A 6,633-nucleotide genomic window follows, 5' to 3' on the forward strand; every position below is an offset into this window, starting at 1 on the left:
GGTCGGCTGGTAACCCACGGCGGAGGGCATACGGCCCAGCAGCGTGGAGACCTCGGAACCGGCCTGGGTGAAACGGAAGATGTTGTCGATGAAGAGCAGCACGTCCTGGTTCTGGACATCACGGAAGTACTCCGCCATGGTGAGACCCGACAGTGCGACGCGCATACGGACTCCCGGGGGCTCGTCCATCTGTCCGAAGACAAGGGCCGTGTCCTGGAGGACTCCCATCTCCTCCATCTCCAGACGGAGGTCCGTACCCTCACGGGTACGCTCGCCCACGCCGGCGAACACGGAGGTACCGGAGAACTCGCGGGCGATACGGGTGATCATCTCCTGGATGAGCACGGTCTTGCCCACACCGGCGCCACCGAACAGGCCGATCTTACCGCCCTTAACGTACGGGGTCAGCAGGTCGATGACCTTGATACCCGTCTCCATGAGCTCGGTACGGCCCTCGAGCTGGTCGAAAGCGGGGGCGGCGCGGTGGATGCCCCACTGCTCGCCGTCCCGGCCGAGACCCGGCTCGTCGAGGCAGTCGCCGAGCGCGTTGAACACGTGGCCCTTGACAACGTCACCGACCGGCACCGAGATCGGCTTGCCGGTGTCGACGACGGCCTGGCCGCGGACGAGTCCGTCGGTCGGGGCCATGGAGATGGTCCGGACCACGTGGTCGCCGAGGTGCTGGGCAGTCTCGAGGGTGATGGTCTTGGCGACCGCTTCGAGCGTCACATCGACGTGCAGGGCGTTGTACAGTGCCGGCAGCTCGCCGCGCGGGAATTCCACGTCGACGACCGGGCCGATGACACGGACAACGCGTCCGGCAGCAGTCGATGCGGCGTCCTCACGCTGCACCTGAGTTGCTGTAGTCATAAGTTAGTCACTTTCTCCACTGTCGGACAGCGCGTCAACGCCGCCGACAATCTCTGAGATTTCCTGGGTGATCTTCGCCTGGCGCAGCTGGTTGGCGACCCGGGACAGGTCGTTGACCAGAGCGGTCGCGTTGTCGGTCGCGGCAGACATGGCGGTCCGTCGGGCGGCGGACTCACTGGCGGCGGACTCGAGCATGAGCGCGAAGATGCTGCGGGAGACGTACTGCGGCAGCAGTGCGGCCAGCAGGGTGTCCGGGTCCGGCTCGAAGTCGAAGTCGGCGGACACGGAGTCCGGGCCGTTCGACAGGAGGTCCGCGCCCTGGGCGACGTCGCCCTCCACGCGGGTCTCGATCGGCAGCATACGGAAGGCCTGCGGGGTCTGGGTCAGCATCGACTGGAAGCGCGTGTAGACCACGTGCAGCTCGTCGAAGCCGGGGACACCCTCTCCCTCCGGAGCGTTGACGCCGGCACGGGACCTGGTCACACCGTCAGGACCGACGTTGAAACCGTCGATGAGGTGGCGACGCAGGTCGTGGGACAGCTGGTAGTCCGGATCCTGGGAGAACCCGGTCCACGCGCCGGCCAGCGGCTCGCTACGGAAGTTGAAGTAGTCCACGCCCTTGGAACCGGCGATGTAGAGGACGACGTCCTTACCCTCGTTCCGGAGCTTCTTGCGAAGCTCGACCGTGGTCTTCAGCACGTTGTGGTTGTAACCGCCACACATGCCCCGGTCACTGGTGATGACGAGGATCGCGGCACGGCGTGCCTGAGCCTCGGTGTCCAGCATCGGGTGATCCAGGGAGGAGGCGGACGCCAGACGCTGGATGACCCGCAGGATCTCGTCGGCGTAGGGCTGGGATGCGGTCACCCGTGCCTGTGCCTTGGTGATCTTCGAGGTCGCAATGAGTTCCTGCGCCTTGGTGATCTTCTTCGTCGAGTTGACCGACTTGATGCGGTCTCTCAGCTCGCGAAGTGTAGCCATCTTCCTACCTCCCTTCTTCGGTGTACTTGGACTTCTCGGTCATCGTCGCCGCCTACTTCTTGGCGGAGACGGTGATCTGGTGCTTGTCCAGGTCGCTCTCGGGCAGAGCCTCCGGCTCCGGCTCGTTGACGACCGGGGTGCCATCCGTGGTCTGGAAACCCTTGGCGAACTCGGTGTTCGCGGCCTTGAGGGCCTCCTTCGACTCGTCGGTGAAGGGGACACCTCCGGCGATCTGGGCGTAGATGTCCGCGTGGCTGGCGTGCAGGTTCTCCCACAGCTCAGCCTCGTAGCGACGCACGTCGACCACCGGCACGTTGTCGAACTCGCCTTCACCGGCGAGGTAGATGGAGACCATCTGGTCCTCAACGGCCTGCGGCTCGGTCTCGTTCTGCTTCAGCAGCTCGACCAGACGCTCACCACGGTCCAGCTGAGCCTTGGAGTACTCGTCCAGGTCAGAGGCGAAGGTGGCGAAGGCCTCGAGGTCGCGGTAGGCGGCCAGGTCGAGACGCAGGTTTCCGGCGACCTTCTTCATGCCCTTGGTCTGTGCGTCGCCACCCACACGGGAGACGGACACACCGACGTTGATGGCGGGGCGCACGCCCTGGTTGAACAGGTCCGACTCCAGGAAGACCTGACCGTCCGTGATCGAGATCACGTTGGTCGGGATGAAGGCGCCCACGTCGTTGGCCTTGGTCTCGATGATCGGCAGGGCCGTCATCGAACCGGCACCGTACTCGTCGGACAACTTCGCCGCACGCTCCAGCAGTCGGGAGTGCAGGTAGAAGACGTCACCCGGGTACGCCTCACGTCCCGGCGGACGACGCAGCAGCAGGGAGATGGCACGGTATGCCTCAGCCTGCTTGGTGAGGTCGTCGAAGATGATCAGGACGTGCTCGCCCTGGTACATCCAGTGCTGGCCCAGGGCGGCACCCGCGAAGGGCGCCAGCCACTTGAAGCCGGCGGAGTCGGAGGCCGGGGCCGCGACGATGGTGGTGTACTCCAGCGCGCCCTGGTCCTCGAGGGTCTTGCGGACCGCCGCGATGGTCGAGCCCTTCTGACCGATGGCGACGTAGATGCAGCGGACCTGCTTGGTCTTGTCGCCTGAGGCCCAGTTCTCGCGCTGGTTCAGGATGGTGTCGATGCAGACGGAGGTCTTACCCGTCTTGCGGTCGCCGATGATCAGCTGACGCTGACCGCGACCGATCGGGGTCATCGCGTCGATGGCCTTGATGCCGGTCTGCATCGGCTCGTGGACCGGCTGACGCATCAGCACGGAGGGCGCCTGAAGCTCCAGGACGCGGTCCTCCTCGGCCTCGATGGTGCCCAGGCCGTCGATGGGCTGGCCCAGGGGGTTGATGACTCGACCGAGGAACTTGTCCCCGACCGGGATGGACAGGACCTCGCCGGTCCGCTTGACCTCGTCGCCCTCCTTGAGGGTCTCGAAGTTACCCAGAACCACGACGCCGACAGAGTCGGTCTCGAGGTTCTGCGCGACGCCGATGACGCCGCCGGGGAACTCAAGCAGCTCATTGGTCATCACGGAAGGCATGCCCGAAACCTGGGCAATGCCGTCCGCAGCCATGGTGACCACGCCGACCTCCTCACGGGAGGCCTCCGCGGAAGTGCTCGAGGTGTAGTTCGCAATCGCACTACGGATCTCATCGGAGGAGATCGTCAGCTCCGCCATGTTCTTCCTGCTCTCGGTTTGTCTTCCAGCTTCTTTGGTTGAATATTCTGTCGATCCAGGCTCTACGCGAGGTTGCGACGGAGCTTGTCCAGCCGACCGGCCGCGCTCCCGTCGATGACCTCGTCGCGGACCCGGATGACCGCGCCACCGAGGAGGCTGGTGTCAACCTCGGAATGGACGGACATCGCGGAACCGTAGATCTTCTCCAGCTTCTGCCCGAGGGCCTGTGACTGGGCGTCGGACAGGGGCGCGACGGTACGCACGCGGGCGACTGTCTTCCCGTCCAGGGCGGCGGCGAAGTCGCACACCACGTCAAGTCCCTCGACCGGACGGTCGCCGGGCCGGCTGACCACCTGCAGCGCGAGCGCCTCGGTGATCGAACTGACCTTGCCGTAGAGGACCTTCGCGAACAGCTCGCGGCGGTCGTCGGCGGGCGCGAGACGGTCTGCCAGCAGCATCTCCAGCTGCGGCTCCTTCTCGAGCAGGCGGGCGAGTTGGTAGAGCTCACTACCGACGCGGTCCTTCTGGCCCTGGGCACCGGCGGCACGCAGCAGGGCGCGACGGCCCAGCTCGACCAGGCCGTTGCGCAGGTCACGGGTGTTCGACCAGGTGGAATGCACCGCGGCGGAGATGGTCTCCAGGGCGGTGCCGGAAACCTTGCCGGAGAGCAGGCTCACGGCCAGCTCGACGCGACGGTCGTCCGGGATGGTCTGGTCAACCAGGGCCGCGCGCAGGGTCCGGTCTCCGTCGAGGAGCTCGACGACCTCGAAGAGGTCGGCACCGGTCTGGGCACCGAGGCCGGCGGCGTCGGTCGGCCCGGTCAGGGCACTGTCCAGGCTCGCGGACAGCTGGTCCAGGGTTGCTCGGCTCGCTGCGTGCACGGGCGTCACTTCCCCGAACCGACGCTGTCGAGATCAGCGAGGAAGGAGTCGATGGTCGCGGACTTCTTGGTGCTGTCTGCCAGGTCCTCACCGAGCAGCTGCTCGGCCAGGTTGATGGACGCGGCACCGAGGTCCTTGCGCAGATCGGAGACGACGGCGTCGCGCTGCGCAAGCAGGGCCTTCTCGCCGTCGGCGGCCTTACGCTTGACCTCGGCCTCGGCCCTGGTGTTCGCCTCGGCGATGATCTTCTGACCCTGGGCACGGGCGTCGTCCCGGATCTGGGCTGCCTCGGTACGGGCTTCGGCGAGCTGGGAGTTGTACTTCTCCAGCGCCGCCCTGGCCTCTTCCTGCGCTGCCTCGGCACGCTGGATGCCACCCTCGATCTGCTCCTCACGCTCGGTGAGGACCTTCTTGAAGGTCGGAAGAACGAACTTCCAGAACAGCAGGAAGATGATGATGAAGCAGATCAGGGACCAGACGATGTCGTAGGAGGCAGGAACCAGCGGGTTCGGGCTGTCCTCCAGCGGCAGCTCTTCGGCTGCCAGAATGAAGTGGTTCGTCATAGTCTCAGCTTTCGCTCTTGTGCGTGGTGATGGTGTTTCAGTGCCTGTCGCGCGGCGGGTGGACCACCCGCCGGGGACGGCAGGCGCCACACACTAGAACAGGAAGCCGGCGACCAGGCCGATGAGGGCGAGGGCCTCGGTGAAGGCGATACCGAGGAACATGGTGGTGCGCAGCTGGCCGGCCATCTCGGGCTGACGGGCCATGGCCTCAGCGGTCTTGCCGGCGACGATACCGATACCGATACCGGGGCCGATCGCGGCGAGGCCGTAACCGATGGCGCCGAGGCCGGTGATCTCGGAGGAGGCGTCCTGAGCCAGGATGAGCAGCTCGTTCATTGTGTTTCCGTTCCTTTTCGTGAATCCGTACCGGGATCTTCAAACTGTGGCCCGGTACCGGGGTCAGGTGGGTTGTGCTTAATGCTCGTCCGCGTGCAGCGAGAGCTCGATGTAGACCGCGGCCAGCAGGCTGAAGATGTACGCCTGGAGGAAGATGATCAGCATCTCGAAGAGCATGAACGCGAGGCCGAAGGCCAGCGTGCCCGCAGACAGGACGGTCCAGCCGTTCATCTGCCAGAAGAAGAAGTTCGTGGCGGAGAACAGCAGGACGAGGATGATGTGGCCCGCCAGCATATTGGCCATCAGACGGATGGTCAGCGTGACCGGGCGGAGGATGAAGGTGGAGAAGAACTCGATCGGTACCACGAGGATGTGGAGCGCCGGGGGCAGGTTCGGAATGACCAGGGAGGACTTCATGAACTTGCCGAAGCCGTAGCGCTTGACACCCGCGTAGATCATCGCGATGTACGCCACAGCGGCCAGCACGATCGGCATGCCGATGCGGGCGTTGGGCGAGACATTGAGGAACGGGATGACGGAGGGAATGTTCCCCACCAGCACCACGAAGAAGATGGTGGCGATGACCGGCAGGAACCGGCGCCCCTCCTTCTTCCCCAGGATGTCTTCAGCGATGTGGATCCGGACGAAGTCGAGGAGGTACTCCCCGACGTTCTGGATGCCACGGGGGACCAGCTTGGGCTTGCGCATCGCGACGATGAAGAACACCGCCAACAGGACGATCATCAGCAGACGGATGAGCATCAGTCGGTCGAGTGCGAAGAAGCCGTTCGCGAAATCGTAGAACCAGAGATGTCCGCCGTGTGAATCCGACGGAGCAAAGTCATCTCCACCCGGGAAGAATTCATGTCCCAATTCGGGTGCGTGGAACTCACCCTTCATGGCCAAGGTTGTAACGCTCAGCGTTCTCTCCCGAGGTTGAGCCGCGTGACCTGTGCGTCAGGCGGTGCGATGGAGGTCGTCAGGTGGTACCCGGTCACCGTGGACTCCGTCGCACATCCGCACGATGCCGGGGGCGTAGATCCAGGACTGTCCCTGACCGCGCAGATGCGCCAGGACAGTCGCCTGATTACCCGCACTGAACAATAGCAGCCCCGCGACCCACACGCTAACGGATCCCCCCCTCGTCCGCCACCTGCGGTTTCAGGAGAGGTCGACCGTCCTCCGCCGCTCCCCCGTTCGAATAACCCCCACCCCCGTCAACGTCCACGCTCAGCCGACGTTCGTCGTCGTCGTCCGCAGGATCCCGAGGGTCTCCGTGGCCAGGCCGACCACCATCGCGAGGATGATCGTCACA

At 65.0% G+C, this 6,633-nt stretch carries 6 protein-coding genes and 1 pseudogene; all 7 read right to left on the reverse strand.

Features of this window, described 5'->3' with window-relative positions; all coding sequences use genetic code 11:
* Nucleotides 1-870: pseudogene (locus QZV72_RS08640) on the reverse strand (F0F1 ATP synthase subunit beta); the annotation flags it as partial.
* 3 nt (nucleotides 871-873) lie between these two features.
* Nucleotides 874-1,851, reverse strand: a complete 978-nt coding sequence (locus tag QZV72_RS08645) for a F0F1 ATP synthase subunit gamma (protein WP_297007381.1) — start codon at nucleotides 1,849-1,851, stop codon at nucleotides 874-876.
* Between the two features lie 52 nt (nucleotides 1,852-1,903).
* Nucleotides 1,904-3,538, reverse strand: a complete 1,635-nt coding sequence (gene atpA, locus QZV72_RS08650; protein ID WP_297007384.1) for a F0F1 ATP synthase subunit alpha — start codon at nucleotides 3,536-3,538, stop codon at nucleotides 1,904-1,906.
* A gap of 62 nt (nucleotides 3,539-3,600) precedes the next feature.
* Nucleotides 3,601-4,419 (reverse strand): F0F1 ATP synthase subunit delta, encoded by an 819-nt coding sequence (locus QZV72_RS08655; RefSeq protein WP_297007387.1) that lies wholly within the window; start codon nucleotides 4,417-4,419, stop codon nucleotides 3,601-3,603.
* 5 nt (nucleotides 4,420-4,424) lie between these two features.
* On the reverse strand, nucleotides 4,425-4,982 hold the full coding sequence (locus QZV72_RS08660; RefSeq protein ID WP_297007391.1) for a F0F1 ATP synthase subunit B: 558 nt from the start codon (nucleotides 4,980-4,982) through the stop codon (nucleotides 4,425-4,427).
* Nucleotides 4,983-5,075: 93 nt separating this feature from the next.
* Nucleotides 5,076-5,318 carry an ATP synthase F0 subunit C gene (locus tag QZV72_RS08665; RefSeq protein ID WP_297007394.1) on the reverse strand — a complete coding sequence of 81 codons (243 nt, stop codon included), beginning with the start codon at nucleotides 5,316-5,318 and terminating at the stop codon, nucleotides 5,076-5,078.
* 78 nt (nucleotides 5,319-5,396) lie between these two features.
* Complete coding sequence (gene atpB / locus QZV72_RS08670) at nucleotides 5,397-6,218, reverse strand: F0F1 ATP synthase subunit A (RefSeq protein ID WP_297007397.1); 822 nt, start codon at nucleotides 6,216-6,218, stop codon at nucleotides 5,397-5,399.
* Between the last annotated feature and the right edge of the window lie 415 nt (nucleotides 6,219-6,633).

It is taken from the genome of uncultured Corynebacterium sp., assembly GCF_902782855.1.
GTDB lineage: Bacteria > Actinomycetota > Actinomycetes > Mycobacteriales > Mycobacteriaceae > Corynebacterium.

Bases quoted from the DNA above. Each gene is read 5' to 3' on its own strand.
- QZV72_RS08665 (WP_297007394.1), bottom strand. From the start codon at position 5,318: ATGAACGAGCTGCTCATCCTGGCTCAGGACGCCTCCTCCGAGATCACC.
- QZV72_RS08645 (WP_297007381.1), bottom strand. From the start codon at position 1,851: ATGGCTACACTTCGCGAGCTGAGAGACCGCATCAAGTCGGTCAACTCG.
- atpA (WP_297007384.1), bottom strand. From the start codon at position 3,538: ATGGCGGAGCTGACGATCTCCTCCGATGAGATCCGTAGTGCGATTGCG.
- atpB (WP_297007397.1), bottom strand. From the start codon at position 6,218: ATGAAGGGTGAGTTCCACGCACCCGAATTGGGACATGAATTCTTCCCG.
- QZV72_RS08660 (WP_297007391.1), bottom strand. From the start codon at position 4,982: ATGACGAACCACTTCATTCTGGCAGCCGAAGAGCTGCCGCTGGAGGAC.